Genomic DNA, 16,800 nt, shown 5'->3' on the forward strand with positions numbered 1-16,800 from the left:
CCGGGAGCGCGTCCCCGCGGCGGCGCCAGCGGGGCGGGGCGGTGGCCCGCGGGATGCGGCGGGAAGCGCGGCGGGAGCTCAGAAGCGGCGGATGACGCGCAGGCTTCTGCTGTACAACTCGGTCCCGGCGTCCAGGACGGACAGCGCACCGAGGTCCGCCATCGTCGGCCCGTCGGGAGTCTTGCGGCTGGACGCGAACCGGCGCCTGCCGTGCTGGTCCCGGCCCAGGTGGATGCCGACGTGGTCGATGGTCCCGCGGTCGTCGCCCTCGCCGTCATCGTCGTCGGCGCTCCCGTAGGCGTCGAAGTACACCAGGTCCCCCACGAGCAGTCCGTCCAGCGGCGGCGGGACCCGTCCCGGGACGCCGTCGGCCGTGAAGCCTGCGACCACGACGCCCGGGCCCCTCGCCGCCTGGTCGGCGGACTCCCGAGGCAGGTTGGTGCCGTCGAAGTCCCGGTGGTTGACCATGGGCACGCCCATGTGGTGGCCGTACACCATCCGCACATAGCCGGAGCAGTCGAGGAAGCCCGCCCACCGCTTCTGCGGGCCCGTGTTCTCCGGCTGCGCCGGTGCCTCGCCGTTGGGGAAGGTCCAGGTGTCCAGGCCCATGTACTCCCAGAAGTCGGCGCCGACCTCGCGGGTACCGTCGTCGGTCTTCGCATCGAAGGGCCCGTACCCCGCCTCGCCGAGCACGCGGGTGCCCAGCACGGGGTCGACCGCGTCCGCCGCGTGCGGCAGGAACATGGCCGCGTGGGCCAGGGCGTCGGGGGAGGTGTCGCCCGCCCAGGCGCGGAGCCGCCGTTCCAGGGCGGGGGTCAGGGTGCCGTCGAAGGGCGCGTCCAGCAGCCGCACCCACAGGTCGTGCGTGACCTCGGGGGGTTCGGGCCGGCGGCCGGCGACGGTGAACTCGCCGACCAGCACCTTCATCGGCAGGGCGGTGCCGCCCTTGTTGGCGAGGACCCGGATGCCGGTCCTGCCCGCGCCGAGTGTGCCGTCCGTCCCGGCGGCCTGCCAGGTGGCGGGCTCGTTCTCGCCGTCGCGCCAGGCGCGGCAGCGCAGCGCGGTCCCCGTGCGCTCCAGGCGCAGGCGCCAGCGGTCGCCGGGACGGAAGCCCGAGCCCACCTGGACGGGGCCGTCGAGCACCGCCGCGGGGTTGCCGGCCCTCTCCAGCTCGAGGGTCAGTCTGACCTCGCCGGTGGTGAGGAAGGACAGCCGGGCGCGGTAGTACCCGTCGTCGGTGTACGCGCAGCAGACCGCGGCCGAGACGGCGTCACCGGCCGGGGCCCGGTCCAGGGTGAGCACGGTGGTCACGTCGACGTCCGCCAGGCTGTCCGGGAGCGTTGCGACGTGGCTGAACCCGTCCTCCAGCAGGACGGCGGCGCCGCTTCCCCCCTCGACGCGGAACTCCGCCCTGCCGGTGGTGGGGGTCGCCCATCTGCCGCCGCCGGGCGAGGTGCCCCAGCCGGTGACGGCCCGGTCGAAGCGGTCGGTGAAGGGCTTCTGCTGTTCCGTGAAGGTGCGCGTCAGCCCCCGCACGGTGACCGTACGCGCCCCTGCGGTGAGCGTGGCGAGGGGGCCGAACCCGTCCGCGACCTCGTAGGTCTCGGGTCCGGCCGTACCGGTCCTCCGCACGGTGAGCGGCCCGCCCAGCCCCGCGCGGAAGAAGCGCGCGTCGTTCACGTCCTGACGGTGCACCCACACGGTGGCGGACGGCTGGGCGCCAGGGGCGGCCGCGACCGCGGAGGGTGCGGCCGGGGGCACGGGAGAGGCCGGCGACGAGGCGCGGGCCGGTGACGGAAGCACTCCCGAGACGGCGCCCGTGAGGGCCGCTGCGAGCGCGGCACGACGACTGACAGGTGACACGGTCCCCCCGGTGGCCTTGGAAAGTCGGATCACACCCTAGCCCGCGCGGGACGGACGATGATCAAGGGGACCGCCGGTCGACGGGCGGACCGGGCCGTGCCGTACCCATGGTCAGCGCCGGTCCAGCGGTCCGGCGGTCCGGCAGGGGCGGTACCGGTCGCCGCCCCGGCCGGTCCGGCCGTCAGCCGAAGAAGACGCCGACCTCTTCGTAGAGCGACGGGTCGACCGTCTTGAGCTTCGCCGTCGCATCGGCGATCGGGACGCGGACGATGTCCGTGCCGCGAAGGGCGACCATCTTGCCGTAGTCGCCGTCGCGCACCGCCTCGATGGCGTGCAGGCCGAAGCGGGTCGCCAGCCAGCGGTCGAAGGCGCTCGGGGTGCCGCCGCGCTGGACATGGCCGAGGACGGTCGTCCTGGCCTCCTTGCCGGTGCGCTTCTCGACCTCCTTGGCCAGCCACTCGCCCACGCCCGAGAGCCTGACGTGCCCGAAGGAGTCCAGCGTCCCGTCCTTGAGGACCATGTCGCCGTCCTTGGGCATCGCGCCCTCGGCGACCACGACGATCGGCGCGTACGAGGCGCGGAACCGGGAGGTGACCCAGGCGCAGACCTGGTCCACGTCGAACCGCTGCTCCGGGATGAGGATGACGTTCGCCCCGCCCGCCAGCCCCGAGTGCAGCGCGATCCAGCCCGCGTGACGCCCCATCACCTCGACCACGAGGACCCGCATGTGGGACTCGGCCGTGGTGTGCAGCCGGTCGATGGCCTCGGTGGCGATGCCGACGGCCGTGTCGAAACCGAAGGTGTAGTCCGTGGCGGACAGGTCGTTGTCGATGGTCTTCGGCACGCCCACGCACTTGACGCCGTACTCGTCGGAGAGCCTCGCCGCGACCCCGAGGGTGTCCTCGCCGCCGATCGCGATCAGCGCCTCCACCTCGTGCTTGGCGAGGTTCTCCTTGATCCGGCGGATTCCGTTCTCCGCCTTGAGGGGGTTGGTCCGCGAGGAACCGAGAACGGTGCCCCCGCGCGGCAGGATGCCGCGCACGGCCGGGATGTCGAGCCGCACGGTGTCGCCCTCCAGCGGCCCGCGCCAGCCGTCCCGGTAGCCGGTGAACTCGTATCCGTACTCCTGCACGCCCTTGCGGACGATGCCGCGGATGACCGCGTTGAGGCCGGGGCAGTCGCCGCCCCCGGTCAGTACTCCGACCCGCATGGAAGGTCCCTTCGCCGTCGTGGCCATATTCGTCAGCCACGCTAGTAGTGACCCAGGTCACTCCGGGATGGTACGAAAGGTGAATTCCGGGTACGCGAACGGCAGTTGACGTCCCGAGCTTCACTCCATCGAGTGGATCGGGTATCGAGGCCGGGCGGGCTCCGCAGGGCGGACGGGGTCAGGCGTCGTCGAGGCCGCGCTCGATCGCGTAGCGCACGAGTTCCACCCGGTTGTGCAACTGGAGCTTGCCGAGGGTGTTCTGCACGTGGTTCTGCACGGTGCGGTGCGAGATGACGAGCCGCTCCGCGATCTGCTTGTACGAGAGGCCCTTGGCGACCAGCCGCAGCACCTCGGTCTCCCGCTCGGTGAGCTGCGGCGCCTTCGGCTCGTCGGGTCCCGCGGCCGGCGCCGGCTCGGTCGCCAGGCGCCGGTACTCCCCCAGCACCAGGCCCGCCAGGCCGGGGGTGAACACCGGATCGCCGACGGCCGTGCGCCGCACGGCGTCGATCAGCTCCTCCGTGCTGGCCGACTTCAGCAGATAGCCGGTCGCCCCGGACTTGACCGCCTCCAGCACGTCGGCGTGCTCGCCGCTGGCGGACAGGACCAGGACCCGCAGGGCCGGGTTCGCCCCCACGAGCTCCTTGCAGACCCGGACGCCCGGCATACCCGGCAGATTGAGGTCGAGCACGAGGACGTCCGGCCCCGCGGCCGTGGCACGGCGCACCGCCTGCGGCCCGTCGCCCGCGGTCGCCACGACCTCGTAGCCGGCCGCGGCGAGATCACGGGCGACCGCGTCCCGCCACATCGGGTGGTCGTCCACGACCATGACCCGGACGGGCAGCTCCGCCGCCCCGCTCGTCTCCGTCATCGTTCCGCCTTCCCCCGGGCCCCCCGCGGGACCTTCAACTCGACTTCCGTACCCTGCCCCGGCACCGAGATCAGCTCGGCGCTGCCGCCGATGTCCCGCAGCCGGCCGCGGATCGAGAGCGCGACACCGAGCCGCCCCTCGCCCTCGGCCTGGGCGAGCCGTCCTTCCGGGATGCCCGGTCCGTCGTCCCGGACGGTCACGATCACCTCGTCCGGCCAGTCCTCGACCAGGATCCACGCCCGCGCGTCCGCACCGGCGTGCCTGCGGACATTGTCCAGGGCGGCACCGACAGCGGCCGCGAGCTCCTTCGCCGCGAGTGCCGGGAGCAGCACCGGGGCGCCCGGCTCGGACAGGGTGACCCGGCTCCCGGCCCGCGGCGCCAGCAGGGTGCGGAGGTCCACGGGACGTTCGCCGCCGGCACTCTCGCCGTCCGGCTCGTCCACGACCCTGACGACCGCGCCCTGGGTCTCGTCCTCCGACACCCGGGACGCGGGAACGAGCCCGCCTGCGACCAGGGTGCGCAGGGCGACCTCCTGCTCGCCCGCCATCCGGCCGAGCTCCGCCGCCTCGCCCCCGATCGCCGTGCCACGGCGCTGCACCATGGCCAGCACCTGCAGCACGCCGTCGTGGATGTCGCGGGCCAGCCGCTCCCGTTCGCGGGTCGCGGCCTCGATCTCCAGGGCACGGGCCAGGGTGCGCTCGGAGGCGCGGGCGACCTCGACGACGTACCCGATCGCGATGGACGCGACCCACACCAGCAGCACGTTGTGGAAGGTGTCCCGGCTCGGCTCGCCGCGCTCGATGATGTTGGCCACCGCCACCAGGGAGGACGCGAAGCCCGCCCAGCGCCAGCCTCCCTTGATCGCGAAGGCGAGCACCGAGCCCGCCGTCCAGATCGACGGCAGGGTCGGGCCGTCGATCTGCTGCGCCTGCGCGTCGGCGAGGGGGGTGAGCAGGATGCCGGTGAGCGCGACGGCGAGGTCGGCGCCGAGGAAGCGCTTGGTGCAGGCGGCCGCGTTCGCCACCCTGGGCAGCGTCGCCAGCGTCCAGCCGGCCATCACTGCCAGGAACCCGACGGCCACCCAGGGGCGCTCGTACTTGTCACCGGCGAAGACGAAGAGGAGGACCGCGTAGCCCATGGTCAGCACGCGGTACGCGGTCAGCGCACGCCACAGCGGCAGCTCGACCGACATGCGTACGACCCGCTCGCGCCCGGCCATGCCCCGATCCCCCAAACCGTCCTGCCCGACGAGCGACGCTAGCGGTCGCCGCCCCGCTCCGACCCGCCGTCCTCCTTCGCGGCCCGCTCCGCCTCCTTGGCGGCCTCCCTCGCCGCCTTCTCCGCTTCCGCGATCTGCCGCTTGGCCGCCGTGGCGTAGATGTCCACGTACTCCTGGCCGGAAAGCTTCATGATCTCGTACATGACCTCGTCGGTCACCGAGCGCAGGATGAAGCGGTCGTGGTCCATCCCGTGGTACCGGCTGAAGTCGAGCGGCTTGCCGATCCTGATCCCCGGGCTCATCAGCTTGGGGACGACCTTGCCGGGCGGCTGGATCTTCTCGGTGTCGATCATCGCGACGGGGATGACGGGCGCGCCGGTGGCGAGCGCGACCCGCGCCAGACCGCCGGGCTTCCCGCGGTAGAGCCGGCCGTCCGGCGAGCGGGTGCCCTCCGGGTAGATGCCGAAGAGCTCACCGCGCTCGATGACGTCCATGCCGCTCTTGATGGCCGCCTCGCCGGCGCCGCGCGCTCCGGAGCGGTCCACCGGCAACTGGCCGACACCCTTGAAGAAGGCCGCGGTGAGCTTGCCCTTCACGCCCGGCGAGGTGAAGTACTCGGCCTTGGCGATGAACGTGACCTTGCGGTCCAGGACGGCGGGCAGGAAGAAGGAGTCCGAGAAGGACAGGTGGTTGCTCGCGAGGATCGCCGGCCCCTCGGCGGGAATGTACTCGAGGCCCTCCACCCAAGGCCTGAAGGCGAGCTTCAGTGCCCCGCCGATGGAGAACTTCATTGCGCCGTAGATCAACTCGAGTGCCTTCCTGGTATCCGTCGAAAAGACCTTAACCCCTGGCGGTACCGCGCTCGCCTCCGTGGTCCCGCGACGGGCGGCCTCGGCCCTGGTCGGTGTCGGTCCCGTCGCGTACGGTGAGTCTGCCCACCGGGGGGACGCCCCCCGGGCCGCCCTGAAAGGAGACCCCGGTGCCGGTCCTTCCTGGAGCCGAGCCGTACCGCCACGAGGGTGGCGAGGTCGGCGTCCTTCTCTGTCACGGCTTCACCGGTTCCCCCCAGTCGCTGCGCCCGTGGGCGGAGTACCTCGCGGAGCGCGGACTGACCGTCTCGCTGCCGCTGCTGCCCGGCCACGGCACCCGCTGGCAGGACATGGCGGTCACCGGCTGGCAGGACTGGTACGCGGAGGTGGACCGGGAGCTCCGGGCGCTGCGTGAGGAGTGCGAGCAGGTCTTCGTCTTCGGGCTCTCGATGGGCGGCGCGCTGGCCCTGCGGCTCGCCGCCAAGCACGGCGACGCGATCAGCGGCATCGTGGTGGTGAACCCGGCCAACAAGGTGCACGGTGCGGCGGCCCACGCCCTGCCGGTGGCCCGGCATCTCGTCCGCACGACCAAGGGCCTGGCCAACGACATCGCGAAGGCGGGCATGGACGAGGTCGCCTACGACCGCGTCCCGCTGCACGCGGCGCACTCGCTGCGGAACTTCCTCCGGCTCCTCGACGGCGAGCTGCCGCAGGTCACGCAGCCGCTGCTGCTGCTGCACAGCCCGCAGGACCATGTGGTGCCGCCCGCGGACTCGGCCCGGATCCTCGGCCGGGTGTCGTCGACGGACGTCCGGGAGGTGCTGCTGGAACAGAGCTACCACGTGGCGACGTTGGACCACGATGCGGAGCGGATTTTCGAGGAGAGCCACGCGTTCATCGGCCGCCTCGCTCCGAGTGTCGGCAAGAAGGGAAGCACGACCGGTGGCTGAGCAGCACGACGCGGACCGGGACCGGGAGCCGCAGCCCATCGACGAGGAGGCCGCCTGGGCGGCGATCGTCGCCGGGTACGGGGACGAGCCCGCGGATCCGCCGGGGGCGAAGCCGTTCAAGTCGGTGGAGGACCTCGCGGGCCTGGAGAAGGCCGTCCGGAACGACGGGCCGGAGTCCGAGGCCGAGGACCGCGACCGCGACCGCGACCGCGGGGACGACGGCACGGGCGACGACGAGGACGGGGGCCCGCGGCCGGGGAAGCCGCTGGGCAGCTCCGTCGTGTTCGCGCCCGGAGTGGGCGGCGGGCCGCGCGACTACGAGGTCGCCGAGGCGGACGACGACGACCTGGACGAGTCCGACGAGGGCCATTTCGTGCCCCCGGAGCCCCCGCCGCTGCCGGAGGCCGACACGACCGCGAAGTTCGCCTGGCTGGCGGTGATCGGCGGGCCCGTGCTGCTGCTGCTCGCGGTGATCCTCCGCTGGGACATGACGTGGTGGCTGACCACGCTCTGCATCGGCGGCTTCCTGGGCGGCTTCGTCACGCTGGTGGCGCGGATGTCGCACGGGGACGACGAGGACGACGAAGACCCGGGCCGCGGCGCGGTCGTCTAGGGCCTGGTGCCGGACCGGGGACCGGCGGCACCTCCGGACAGGCGGCACGGGCACCCTCGGGCAGGGGGGCCGGGCACTTCCGGACAGGCGGCACGGGCACCTCCGGACAGGCGGCACGGGCACCTCCGGGCAGGGGGCCGGGCGCTTCCGGGCCGGGGGCGCTACGGAGCCGCGTGTACGGAGGCGGCGCGGCGGTCCGGCGCCACGGGTCGCGGCGTCAGGGCGGATCGCGCGCGACGGCGGTTGAGCGCCGGGCGCGGTCCGGGTGTGTCGATCACGAGCGGCGCGACCCCGGCGTCGTCCGGGACGCGGGGGCCGCACCGGCGGGGACGCGCAGGGCGGCCAGGACCGGAAGGTGGTCCGTGGCCGCCGTCAGATCAGCCTCGCTGACCCCGGGAAGCCCCACGGGCACGCCGCAGCCGAGGACCTCGATGCCGGGGGTCGCGAAGACCGCGTCGATCCGCTGGTGCGGATCGACCGGGGTCGAGGTGTACTCACCGCCCCAGGGGCTGACCGCCCAGGCGTCCTGGAGGCCGGCGGCGAGGCGCCGGAAGCTCCGCCCGCCCGGCCGCTCGTTGATGTCCCCCGCGGCGATCGCGTGCGGCACGTCCATCGCGGCGAGCCGGTCGAGCAGCATTCCGGCCTGGGCATAGCGCTCGTCGGTCTGCAGGCTCAGATGGCAGCAGAGCAGCCCGAGCCGGGCTCCGCCGACCCGGACGACGGCGGTGGCGAAGCCGCGCCGGTGCAGACCCGGGGTACGCGGCAGCAGAACGTCCTCGGTGCGCTCGACGGTCGCCCGCAGTGAGCACAGCAGCAGCGGTCCCGCGGCGGTCGCCCCGCCGCTCAGCATCACCAGCTCGCTCTTGGCCGCGAGACGGGCGGCGTGCTTGCGCCACCGGAAGAAGCGGGGCGCTTCCTGGACGAAGACGAGGTCGGGCCGGCAGGCGCGGATGACCCGCGCGAGGGCGTCCTCGTCGTCCCGCATGGAGCGGATGTTGTAGCTGAGGACCCGGATCACGACCGAACCGTCGGGCTCGGTGCGGGAGTTGGGCAGCGGACGCGGCACGGACGTCACCATGTGCCTCAAGATAACGGGCTCCGGCCCCGTTGCCCCGGCCCGCGCACCGGGCGCGCCGGAGCCAAGCGCTGCGGGCTCACCGCCCGAAGGGCTCCGGCCTCTCCACGCCGGGCGGTTCGGCTCACCCCGGCGCCACCGGCGCCGGACGCCGCGCGCCACGTCGCCACCTGCCGTCCGAAGGGCTCCGGCCGCAGGACGACAAGCGGGCGCCTGCCGCCCCCGGAGGGGACGGCAGGCGCCGGAAGGGTGCGGTCGTCAGCCCTGGCGTGCCAGGTCCGCCGCGCCGACGAGGCCCGCCTTGTTGCCGAGTTGGGCCGCGAGCACCTGCGCGTGCGGGCGCCACTGTCCGCCGATCAGCCACCGCCGGAAGGACTTCCGGATCGGGTCGAGGACCAGCTCGCCCTCGTCCGAGACACCGCCGCCGACGATGAACGCCGAGGGGTCGAACAGCGACGCCAGGTCGGCCAGCCCCGCGCCGGCCCAGCGGGCCAGCTCGCGGAAGGAGTCGACGGCGACCTTGTCGCCCCGGCGCGCCGCCTCGCTGACGTGCCTGCCCTCGATGCCCTCGGGCGTGCCGTCGCCGAGGGCGAGCAGGATCGCCGCGTTCTCGGGGGACGCCGCCGCGCGCTGGCGCGCGTAGCGGACGAGTGCGCGCCCGGACGCGTACTGCTCCCAGCAGCCCTGGCTGCCGCAGCCGCACAGCAGGCCGTCGGGGACGACCCGGATGTGGCCGAACTCCGCGGCCACGCCGAAGCGACCGCGGCGCAGCTTGTTGCCGATGATGATGCCGCCGCCGAGGCCCGTGCCGAGCGTGATGCAGATGACGTCGTTGTGGCCCTGGCCGGCGCCGAAGCGGTACTCGCCCCAGGCCGCGGCGTTGGCGTCGTTCTCCACGACGACCGGCAGGCCGACGCGCTGCTCCACCTTGTCCTTCAGCGGCTCGTGCCGCCACTGGATGTTCGGTGCGAAGAGGACGGTGGCACGCTTGTCGTCGACGTAGCCGGCGGCGCCGATGCCGACTGCCTCGATGTCGTGCCCTTTACCGGCTCCGGTGACGGCCGAGCAGATCGCATCCACGATGCCCTCGGCGGTCGGCGGAGTGGGCACCGTGTGTGTCTCAAGGATGGTGCCCTCTTCGTCGACCACGCCGGCCGCGATCTTGGTGCCGCCGATGTCGACGCCGATGGTGAGTCCCATGTGTCCCTCAGTTTTCGGTCGAGCCCCGCTAAGGCAACCGTACCGGAGGGAGTCCCGGCCTCAGTCCAGGTCGATCTTCTCACTCGGGCCGGGGCCCTCGTCCCGCCGGTCCTGGCGGTCCGTTCCGTCCGCTCCTCCGGACGGCTCGTTCCGGGTCCAGCGTCGCTCGTGGCCTTCCACGGCGGAGCGGTACGCGGCCAGCAGCTCGTTGCCCGCGGCCGCGAGATGGTCGAAGACCTGCGGATTGCGCTCGATGACCGGCTCTACGGCCGACTTCGCCTGGCCGATCAGCTGCTGCACGGCCCCCTGCCCGGCGAGGCCGAACAGCGGGTTCTGCAGCGACGACATCTTCTCGGCGACCGCGTCCAGCAGCTTGCGGAGCTCCTCGCCCGCCGTGCCGGTGGTCTGCTGCCCGTACCGCTCCCTGCGGCGGGCCCGCTCCTCCTGCAGGTCCTCGGCGCACGCCGTCGCCCAGGCGTCGGCGTCGACGGCGGGACGTTCGGTGGCATCGCTCATGGCGTACTCCTCGGAAAGTGCCTCGTACGTCGACGGTACCCGAACGGAAGGGGACCGTTCAGCGACTGCGCGGCCAGAGCCCAGGGTCGGGCTCGAAGCGGATGCGGAGCTCGCCGTCCCGGAGTGCGGCACCGCTGACGGTGCAGCGGCGCAGCACGGACGGCAGGAGCAGGATGCGGCGGAACGGGCCCACGGTCAGGAAGAGTTCGTCGTCCCTGCGGACCAGCTGCAGGCGGTCCTTGACGGCTCCCGGCAGCGGCAGCCGCCAGACGAGGACACCGTCCTCGGCCCGGCGGTCCTCGACCGTCCAGGGGGTTCTTGGGACGGGTTCGAGGGTGCTGCCGGCGGGCCCGTCGAGCAGGTCGGCGAGTTCGCCGGGCCGCCGGGGGTCACGCCCGGTGTGCGGCACCTCGCGGACAGGTACGGCGCCGAACTCCTCGCGCCAGCCCTTGAGCGCGCTCTGCTGCCGGCCCGAGAGGGCCGCGAGGAACGGGTCGCCGGAGCCGGCCGGGACGATCCGGTTGGCGATCACCATGTCCGGGGCTGGCCCGTGCAGGGCGAGGCCGAGCCGGGCGGTGCGCAGAGCACGGTCGGCGGCCTCGGGGCCGGGTTCGACGACGAGGCGGACCGAGGTGTCGGGGCTCTCGACCAGTGCCTGGACGACGGCCAGCTCCTCGTCCCAGCGGGCTGCCGTCTCGTAGAGCCACTGCGCCGGCATCGGCACGCCCGCGAGCTGGGCGAGGACGGGGCGCAGCGAGCGGGCGGCCTGGCGCTCGGCGGGCAGCAGCCGGCGGAGGTAGCGGCGCAGCTGCTCGGGCAGGGCGAGCAGGGCGACGGCCTGACGCACGGGCGGGAGGTCGACGACCAGGAGGTGGTGGCCGCTCACGGCCGCGTGCCTGAGGGCTCGCAGCAGCGCGAACTGCTCGCTGCCCGGGAGCTCCGTCAGCTCACCGTCCTCGAGGGGTGCGGCGCCGAGCAGGTCGAGTACGGCCCCGGCCCGCTCCTGGAAGGTGAGGAACTCGTGGCGGAAGTCGGCGCCCGAGTCGACGCGGGCGACGGTGGGGCCGGGTGCACGGGTCTCCGAGCCCGCCGGGCCCGGTCCGTCGGTCCCGACGGCCCCGGAGTCCGTGCCCTGGAGCGCGTCGGACGGCTCGTCGGACAGCAGCATGACCCGTTCGCCCCTGCGCACCCCGGCAAGGGCGAGGGCGGCGGCGACGGTGCTCCGGCCGGCCCCGCCGGTGCCGGTGACGAAAACGGTGCGCATGGAGGGGCGGCTTCAGGCCTTCGGACCGGACTCGACGCGCTTCTTCAGACCGGCCAGGGCTCGGTCGATGATGACCTTCTCCGCCTTGCGCTTGATCATCCCGAGCATGGGGATCTTGACGTCGACGGTCAGCTGGTACGTGACCTCGGTCCGTTCGCCGCCGGCGACCGGCTTCAGCGCGTAGGAGCCGTCCAGCGCGCGCAGCATCTGGGACTTGACCAGCGTCCAGGAGACCTTGTCGTCCCCGGTCCAGGTGTAGGCGAGGACGTGGTCGTCCTTGATCGCGCCGGCGTCGAGCACCAGCCGGACCTGCAGTGCACGGCCCTGGTCGTCCTTCTCCAGGACCTCGGTCTCCTTCACCTCGCCGGTCCACTCCGGGTAGCGCGCGAAGTCGGAGATCACCCCCATGACATCGGCCGGTGTCGCGTCGATGGTGATGCTAGAGCTGGTGTGTTCCGCCATCGCCGTGGCTCCTCCAGTGAACGCCGGACGGGGTTGCGGTGTGCAATCTATCGCGCCGCGGCCGGTCACCATTCCAGGGCCCACGGCCGCCCCGTCGCCGCGAAGTGCCCGACGTTCACGCACTCGGTGGCGCCGATCCGCATGCGCCGTGCCAGCGGCTGGTGCACGTGCCCGAAGAGGGAGTACCGGGGCCGGGTCCGGCGGATGGCGTCGAGCAGGGCGGCGCTGCCGCGCTCGAAGCGGCGGGCGACCGTGTCGTAGGTGAGCTCCGGCACCTCCGGCGGGATGTGCGAGCACAGGACGTCGACCTCGCCGAGCGCCTCGACCTTGGCCGCGTACTCCTCGTCGGAGATCTCGAACGGGGTGCGCATCGGGGACCGCAGACCGCCGCCGACGAAGCCGAAGACGAGCCCGCCCAGTTCGATCCGCTCACCGTCGAGGACGGTGGTGCCCGGGCGCGCGTACTCCGGCCACAGGGCCGGCACGTCGACGTTGCCGTAGGTGGCGTACGTCGGAGTGGGGAACGCGGCGAACAGTTCGCTGTACTGCTTGCGCACCGCGCCGAGGATCGCGGCGTCCCGGTCGAGGCCCGCCCAGAGGCTGCGGCCGAACGCGCGGGCCTCCTCGAAGCGCCTGGCCGTGCGCAGCTCGACGATCCGGTCGGCGTTCTCGACCCCGAAGAGATCGGGGAAGATGCCGCGCGAGTGGTCGGCGTAGTCGAGGAAGAGCACGAGGTCCCCGAGGCAGATCAGAGCGTCGGCCCCGTTTCCGGCCCTGGCCAGATCCGTCGCGTTGCCGTGCACGTCACTTACCACATGAACTCGCATGCCGATCACCCTAGAGCGGTCGCCCGATTCCTCGTAGAGAGGCACCGGACCTGCGGTTACTTCCAAGTCGTCCGACAGGTGGAATAGTGTTCGGGATGGTGCGGCACACAGGTGTGACGCAGGGAACATCTGGCCGGGACCCCCTATCCGGAACTGAGTACTGATGGGTAACGTCCGGGCAGTCCCCGGTGCGTTCACACAGAGCCGTGGCGCCGGCGCCCGATGAGGAGCAGCAGTCTTGCGTGAGTTCAGCCTTCCGGCCCTGTACGAGGTCCCGACGGACGGCAATCTGACGGATCTCATCCGCCGCAATGCGACGCAGCATCCCGAGGTCGCGGTCATGGGCAGAAAGGTTGCCGGGACCTGGACCGACGTCACCGCCACACAGTTCCTCGCCGAGGTGCGGGCCGCCGCGAAGGGCCTGATCGCCGCGGGCGTGCAGCCCGGGGACCGGGTGGCCCTGATGTCGCGGACCCGCTACGAGTGGGTACAGCTCGACTTCGCGATCTGGAGCGCCGGCGGTGTGACCGTCCCGGTGTACGAGACCAGCTCGCCCGAGCAGGTGCAGTGGATCCTCGGTGACTCCGGCGCCGTCGCCGTGATCGTCGAGAGCGAGGCACACGCCTCGGCCGTCGAGTCCGTGCGCGTCACCCTGCCGGCGCTGCGGCACGTGTGGCAGATCGAGGGCGGCGCGGTCGCGCAGCTCACCGAGGCCGGGTCGGAGATCCCCGACGAGACGGTCGACGAGCGCAGCGCGTTCGCCAAGGCCGACGACCCGGCGACCATCGTCTACACCTCGGGCACCACGGGCCGCCCCAAGGGCTGTGTGCTCACGCACCGCGCGTTCTTCGCGGAGTGCGGCAACCTGGTCGAGCGGCTGAAGCCGCTGTTCCGCACCGGTGACAGCTCGGTCCTGCTCTTCCTGCCCGCCGCGCACGTCTTCGGGCGCATGGTCGAGGTCGCGTCGGTGATGGCGCCGATCAAACTCGGCTGCGTACCGGACATCAAGAACCTCACCGACGAGCTCGCCTCGTTCCGTCCGACGCTGATCCTCGGCGTCCCGCGCGTCTTCGAGAAGGTCTACAACTCGGCTCGGGCCAAGGCGCAGGCGGACGGCAAGGGCAAGATCTTCGACAAGGCCGCCACGACGGCGATCGAGTACAGCCGTGCGATCGGCACCCCGCAGGGCACGCCGCTGGGGCTGAAGCTCAAGCACAAGGTGTTCGACAAGCTCGTCTACAGCAAGCTGCGCGCGGTGCTGGGCGGGCGCGGCGAGTTCGCGGTCTCGGGCGGTGCCCCGCTGGGCGAGCGGCTCGGCCACTTCTTCCGCGGCATCGGCTTCACGGTGCTGGAGGGCTACGGCCTCACGGAGACCTGCGCGGCCACGGCGTTCAACCCGTGGGACCGGCAGAAGATCGGTACGGTCGGGCAGCCGCTGCCGGGGTCGGTGGTGCGGATCGCCGACGACGGCGAGGTGCTGCTGCACGGCGAGCACATCTTCACCGGCTACTGGAACAACGAGGCGGCGACGGCTGAGGCGCTGGCCGACGGCTGGTTCCACACCGGTGACATCGGCACGCTCGACGAGGACGGCTACCTCGCGATCACGGGCCGCAAGAAGGAGATCCTGGTGACGGCGGGCGGCAAGAACGTCGCACCGGCGGTCATCGAGGACCGCATCCGCGCGCACGCGCTGGTCGCGGAGTGCATGGTCGTGGGCGACGGGCGGCCGTTCGTGGGCGCGCTGGTCACGATCGACGAGGAGTTCCTGGCCCGCTGGGTCTCCGACAACGGCAAGCCGGCCGGTTCGACGGCGGCGTCGCTGCGCGAGGACGCGGAACTGCTGGCGGAGATCCAGCGGGCGGTGGACGAGGGCAACGCCGCGGTTTCCAAGGCTGAATCGGTGCGGAAATTCAGGGTTCTCAGCTCCCAGTTCACTGAGGAGGCCGGCCACATCACGCCGTCGCTGAAGCTGAAGCGCAACGTGGTGGCCAAGGACTTCGCGGACGAGATCGAGGCGATCTACCGGGCGTAGTCCTCGGCGAGGACCCGCTCGATGTTGCGCTCGGCGAGCGCGGTGATCGTGAGGAACGGATTGACACCGATGGAGCCCGGCACGAGGGCTCCGTCGGTGACGTACACCCCGGGGGCGCCACGGACCCGGCCGTGGTCGTCGGTGGCCCGGCCGAGCACGCACCCGCCGAGCGGGTGGTAGGTGAAGTCGTCGGCGAAGGTCTTGTTGCCGCCGAACAGGTCGTAGCGGTAGATCGTGGCGTTCCTGAGGTTGATGCGGTCGAACAGCTTCCTGGCGGCGTCGACGGAGACCCTGCTCTGCGCCGGGGTCCACCTGAGCCTTGCCGCGTCGGTGGCGGCGTCGTAGTAGAGCGTGCCGCGCTCCGGGTTCCTGGTGATCGCCAGGTACAGGCTGATCCAGTGCTCGAAGCCCATCGGCAGCGGGGCGATCTCGGCGAACACGGGGTTGGCGGCGTTGGACCAGTCGTCGATGCCCATCACCGGCATGGTCGCCTGGTTTGCGCCGACGGTGTCCCAGATGTGGTTGGCCCGGGCCGTCATGACGTTGCCGTTGGTGCCCCATCCGGTGCCGAGGTGCTCGCTGAGGTCCGGCAGCGCGCCCGAATCCCGGGCGCGCAGCAGGAGTTCGGTGGAGCCGAGGCTGCCGGCACCCAGGAACAGCCGGGTGCAGCCGATGTCGCGGGTGGCGACGACCTTGCCGGTCGTGTCGATGCGGTCGGCGGTGACGACGTACGTGCCGTCCGGCTGTCTTCGCACCGCACGGGCCCGGTGCAACGTCTCGACGGTGACGTTGCCGGTGCCCAGCGCGGCGGCGAGATAGGTCCTGTCGAGGCTGCGTTTGCCGTGGTTGTTGCCGTAGATGACCTCTCCGGCGAGCGCGGACCGGACGGCCTGGCCGGCGGCCTCGCGCTGCATGTACCCGAAGTCGTAGACGTTGGGGACGAAGACGGTCCTCAGACCGGCGTTGGCGGCGTGCTTCCGGGAGACCCGCGAGAAGCGGTACCACTCGGTGGACTCGAACCACACCGGGTCCACGGTGTTGACGCCCAGCATCCGCCGGGCGAGCGGGAAGTACCGGTCGTACATGGCGGCGGCGTCGACGTTCGGCAGCATCTCGGAGAAGTACGCGCGCTGGGGGACGACCGCCATCCCGCCGTTCACCAGAGATCCACCGCCCACGCCGCGGCCCACGTACACCGACATGCTGTCGAAGCGCACGCGGTCGAGGACGCCGGGGTAGGGGCTGATGTCCTTGTTGACGACGTCCAGCCAGAGGAACTGGGCGAGCGGGGCCTCGGTGCGCGTACGGAACCACATCGAGCGGTGGTCCGGGGAGCCGGTGGTGCAGAAGAGCTTCCCGTCGGGGCCCGGGGTGTCCCAGAGCCGGCCCATCTCCAGGACGAGGGTGGGGATTCCGGCCTCGCCGAGGCGAAGGGCGGTGACGGCGGCTCCGTAGCCGGAGCCGATGACGAGGGCGGGCGTGTGGTCGGCGGATCCGGTCCGGCGGGACGCCGAGGCGGTCGCCGCGTGGGCCGGGCCCGCGGGGCCGATACGGGTGAGGCCGAGCGCGGCTGCGGTCTGGAGGGCGCCGAGACCAAGGAGGTGACGGCGCGTCAGATTCGGTGTCATGTTGCGCAGCATGTGCGGATTTTCCGCTTCCGCCTATCCGCTGCGCGGAGCTTCTTCGCGGGGCGCAAGAGCGCGATTCGCGCCGCGCGGGCGGCCGTGGCCGGGACCGTGCGGGCCCGGCGGGGCGTGTGTGCGCGCGGGGGCGGCTACGCGGGCGGCGCGCCCGTCCCGCCGACGCCACCGCCCGCCGCGCCCCCTGGCACCCGGTCCGGGCCGCGCCGCACGCCCCCCGGTCGCACGAGCGGCGTCCGTCCGGATCA

Annotated in this window: 15 protein-coding genes; 3 read left to right on the forward strand and 12 right to left on the reverse strand. The window is 72.5% G+C overall.

Annotated features, from left to right (window positions below; all coding sequences use genetic code 11):
• Positions 1 to 78: 78 nt before the first annotated feature.
• The 5 genes from BLT82_RS08855 to BLT82_RS08875 form a co-directional block, all read right to left on the reverse strand.
• On the reverse strand, positions 79 to 1,680 hold the full coding sequence (locus tag BLT82_RS08855) for an NlpC/P60 family protein (RefSeq protein ID WP_093653307.1): 1,602 nt from the start codon (positions 1,678 to 1,680) through the stop codon (positions 79 to 81).
• 364 nt (positions 1,681 to 2,044) lie between these two features.
• Positions 2,045 to 3,073 (reverse strand): 6-phosphofructokinase, encoded by a 1,029-nt coding sequence (locus tag BLT82_RS08860; RefSeq protein WP_093653308.1) that lies wholly within the window; start codon positions 3,071 to 3,073, stop codon positions 2,045 to 2,047.
• Between the two features lie 178 nt (positions 3,074 to 3,251).
• Positions 3,252 to 3,941, reverse strand: a complete 690-nt coding sequence (locus BLT82_RS08865) for a response regulator (protein WP_093653309.1) — start codon at positions 3,939 to 3,941, stop codon at positions 3,252 to 3,254.
• Positions 3,938 to 5,161: a MacS family sensor histidine kinase gene (gene macS / locus BLT82_RS08870; protein ID WP_093653310.1), complete on the reverse strand. Its 1,224-nt coding sequence runs from the start codon at positions 5,159 to 5,161 to the stop codon at positions 3,938 to 3,940. The genes BLT82_RS08865 and macS overlap by 4 nt, the downstream gene beginning before the upstream one ends.
• A gap of 38 nt (positions 5,162 to 5,199) precedes the next feature.
• Complete coding sequence (locus BLT82_RS08875; RefSeq protein ID WP_093653311.1) at positions 5,200 to 5,952, reverse strand: lysophospholipid acyltransferase family protein; 753 nt, start codon at positions 5,950 to 5,952, stop codon at positions 5,200 to 5,202.
• Between the two features lie 188 nt (positions 5,953 to 6,140).
• On the opposite strand from BLT82_RS08875, the gene BLT82_RS08880 reads away from it, so the two are divergent.
• On the forward strand, positions 6,141 to 6,920 hold the full coding sequence (locus BLT82_RS08880) for an alpha/beta hydrolase (RefSeq protein WP_093653312.1): 780 nt from the start codon (positions 6,141 to 6,143) through the stop codon (positions 6,918 to 6,920).
• Complete coding sequence (locus tag BLT82_RS08885; protein ID WP_093653313.1) at positions 6,913 to 7,533, forward strand: hypothetical protein; 621 nt, start codon at positions 6,913 to 6,915, stop codon at positions 7,531 to 7,533. The genes BLT82_RS08880 and BLT82_RS08885 overlap by 8 nt, the downstream gene beginning before the upstream one ends.
• Positions 7,534 to 7,807: 274 nt before the next feature.
• Here the strand turns inward: BLT82_RS08885 and BLT82_RS08890 are convergent, their stop codons facing one another.
• The 6 genes from BLT82_RS08890 to BLT82_RS08915 form a co-directional block, all read right to left on the reverse strand.
• Complete coding sequence (locus BLT82_RS08890; protein ID WP_093653314.1) at positions 7,808 to 8,611, reverse strand: endonuclease/exonuclease/phosphatase family protein; 804 nt, start codon at positions 8,609 to 8,611, stop codon at positions 7,808 to 7,810.
• Between the two features lie 255 nt (positions 8,612 to 8,866).
• Positions 8,867 to 9,808, reverse strand: coding sequence for an ROK family glucokinase (locus BLT82_RS08895; RefSeq protein WP_093653315.1), 942 nt, complete (start codon positions 9,806 to 9,808; stop codon positions 8,867 to 8,869).
• A gap of 60 nt (positions 9,809 to 9,868) precedes the next feature.
• Entirely contained in the window at positions 9,869 to 10,324 is a 456-nt protein-coding gene (locus BLT82_RS08900) for a DUF5304 domain-containing protein (RefSeq protein ID WP_093653316.1), read from the reverse strand.
• Between the two features lie 58 nt (positions 10,325 to 10,382).
• Positions 10,383 to 11,588 carry an ArsA family ATPase gene (locus BLT82_RS08905; protein ID WP_093653317.1) on the reverse strand — a complete coding sequence of 402 codons (1,206 nt, stop codon included), beginning with the start codon at positions 11,586 to 11,588 and terminating at the stop codon, positions 10,383 to 10,385.
• Positions 11,589 to 11,600: 12 nt separating this feature from the next.
• A complete protein-coding gene (locus BLT82_RS08910; protein ID WP_093653318.1) occupies positions 11,601 to 12,050 on the reverse strand; it encodes an SRPBCC family protein in 450 nt (149 codons plus the stop codon).
• Positions 12,051 to 12,115: 65 nt separating this feature from the next.
• The gene (locus BLT82_RS08915; RefSeq protein WP_208867794.1) at positions 12,116 to 12,877 is read right to left on the reverse strand and encodes a metallophosphoesterase family protein; all 762 of its coding nucleotides are present in this window, start codon (positions 12,875 to 12,877) and stop codon (positions 12,116 to 12,118) included.
• 238 nt (positions 12,878 to 13,115) lie between these two features.
• Here BLT82_RS08915 and BLT82_RS08920 point away from each other — a divergent pair, with 238 nt between their 5' ends.
• The gene (locus tag BLT82_RS08920) at positions 13,116 to 14,912 is read left to right on the forward strand and encodes an AMP-dependent synthetase/ligase (protein ID WP_093653319.1); all 1,797 of its coding nucleotides are present in this window, start codon (positions 13,116 to 13,118) and stop codon (positions 14,910 to 14,912) included.
• Here BLT82_RS08920 and BLT82_RS08925 read toward each other — a convergent pair.
• A complete protein-coding gene (locus BLT82_RS08925) occupies positions 14,900 to 16,540 on the reverse strand; it encodes a GMC oxidoreductase (RefSeq protein ID WP_455431871.1) in 1,641 nt (546 codons plus the stop codon). The two genes, BLT82_RS08920 and BLT82_RS08925, sit on opposite strands and share 13 nt — an antisense overlap.
• Between the last annotated feature and the right edge of the window lie 260 nt (positions 16,541 to 16,800).

The organism is Streptomyces wuyuanensis (assembly GCF_900103455.1).
In the GTDB taxonomy this organism is placed as follows: Bacteria; Actinomycetota; Actinomycetes; order Streptomycetales; family Streptomycetaceae; genus Streptomyces; species Streptomyces wuyuanensis.

Excerpts from the sequence above, each read along its gene's own strand:
- BLT82_RS08860 (WP_093653308.1), bottom strand. The coding sequence starts at position 3,073 with ATGCGGGTCGGAGTACTGACCGGGGGCGGCGACTGCCCCGGCCTCAAC.
- BLT82_RS08865 (WP_093653309.1), bottom strand. The coding sequence starts at position 3,941 with ATGACGGAGACGAGCGGGGCGGCGGAGCTGCCCGTCCGGGTCATGGTC.
- macS (WP_093653310.1), bottom strand. The coding sequence starts at position 5,161 with ATGGCCGGGCGCGAGCGGGTCGTACGCATGTCGGTCGAGCTGCCGCTG.
- BLT82_RS08875 (WP_093653311.1), bottom strand. The coding sequence starts at position 5,952 with ATGAAGTTCTCCATCGGCGGGGCACTGAAGCTCGCCTTCAGGCCTTGG.
- BLT82_RS08890 (WP_093653314.1), bottom strand. The coding sequence starts at position 8,611 with ATGGTGACGTCCGTGCCGCGTCCGCTGCCCAACTCCCGCACCGAGCCC.
- BLT82_RS08895 (WP_093653315.1), bottom strand. The coding sequence starts at position 9,808 with ATGGGACTCACCATCGGCGTCGACATCGGCGGCACCAAGATCGCGGCC.
- BLT82_RS08900 (WP_093653316.1), bottom strand. The coding sequence starts at position 10,324 with ATGAGCGATGCCACCGAACGTCCCGCCGTCGACGCCGACGCCTGGGCG.
- BLT82_RS08905 (WP_093653317.1), bottom strand. The coding sequence starts at position 11,588 with ATGCGCACCGTTTTCGTCACCGGCACCGGCGGGGCCGGCCGGAGCACC.
- BLT82_RS08910 (WP_093653318.1), bottom strand. The coding sequence starts at position 12,050 with ATGGCGGAACACACCAGCTCTAGCATCACCATCGACGCGACACCGGCC.
- BLT82_RS08915 (WP_208867794.1), bottom strand. The coding sequence starts at position 12,877 with ATGCGAGTTCATGTGGTAAGTGACGTGCACGGCAACGCGACGGATCTG.
- BLT82_RS08925 (WP_455431871.1), bottom strand. The coding sequence starts at position 16,540 with ATGACACCGAATCTGACGCGCCGTCACCTCCTTGGTCTCGGCGCCCTC.